The sequence below is a fragment of the Inquilinus limosus genome (assembly GCF_051487185.1).
Classification (GTDB): Bacteria; Pseudomonadota; Alphaproteobacteria; order DSM-16000; family Inquilinaceae; genus Inquilinus; species Inquilinus limosus_F.
In genome coordinates this window covers 1-1,190 of sequence record NZ_JAHVDK010000082.1, presented here as the reverse complement: position 1 = coordinate 1,190, position 1,190 = coordinate 1, and the positions used below count along the sequence as shown (strand labels likewise).

The window sequence follows — 1,190 nt, the reverse complement described above, 5'->3', positions numbered from 1 at the left end:
ACTCGATGATGGAGGCGACGACGCCGGCGCCGACGGTGCGGCCGCCTTCGCGGATGGCGAAGCGCAGGCCCTCATCCATGGCGATCGGGGCGATCAGCTCGACCGTCATCGAGATGTTGTCGCCCGGCATCACCATCTCGGTGCCCTCCGGCAGATGCACCACACCGGTCACGTCCGTGGTCCGGAAGTAGAACTGCGGCCGGTAGTTGGTGAAGAACGGCGTGTGCCGGCCGCCCTCCTCCTTGGTCAGGATGTACGCCTCGGCCTTGAACTTGGTGTGCGGCGTGATCGAGCCSGGCTTGGCCAGAACCTGGCCGCGCTCGACCTCCTCGCGCTTGGTGCCGCGCAGCAGCGCCCCGATGTTGTCGCCCGCCTCGCCCTGRTCSAGSAGCTTGCGGAACATCTCCACGCCGGTGCAGGTCGTCTTCTGCGTCGGMCGCAGMCCGACGATCTCGATTTCCTCGCCGACCTTGATCACCCCGCGCTCGACCCGGCCCGTCACCACCGTGCCGCGGCCCGAGATCGAGAACACGTCCTCGATCGGCATCAGGAACGGCTTGTCCTTCGGACGCTCCGGCTGCGGGATGTACTCGTCCACCTTCGCCATCAGCGCCAGGATCGCCTCACGCCCCAGCTTCGGGTCGCCATCCTCCAGCGCCACCAGCGCCGAGCCCGGCACGATCGGAATCTCGTCGCCCGGGAACTCGTAGCTCGACAGCAGCTCCCGCACCTCGAGCTCCACCAGCTCCAGCAGCTCCGGATCGTCGACCATGTCGACCTTGTTCAGGAACACCACCAGCGCCGGCACGCCGACCTGACGCGCCAAGAGGATGTGCTCGCGCGTCTGCGGCATCGGACCGTCCGCCGCCGACACCACCAGGATCGCGCCGTCCATCTGCGCCGCCCCGGTGATCATGTTCTTCACGTAGTCCGCGTGGCCCGGGCAGTCCACATGCGCGTAGTGACGGTTGTCCGTCTCATACTCCACATGCGCCGTCGAGATCGTGATCCCGCGCGCCTTCTCCTCCGGCGCCTTGTCGATCTGGTCGTACGCCGTGAACGTCGCCCCGCCCTTCTCCGCCAGCACCTTCGTGATCGCCGCCGTCAGCGACGTCTTGCCATGGTCCACGTGACCAATCGTGCCAATGTTGCAGTGCGGCTTCGTCCGCTCAAACTTCGCCTTCGCCATT

General features: G+C 66.8%; 1 protein-coding gene. It reads right to left on the bottom strand.

Annotated elements, in window-relative coordinates:
* A partial coding sequence (tuf, locus tag KXR53_RS35495) for an elongation factor Tu (RefSeq protein ID WP_437380331.1) occupies positions 1-1,189 on the bottom strand: 1,189 nt, incomplete at its 3' end.
* Position 1,190 lies beyond the last annotated feature (1 nt).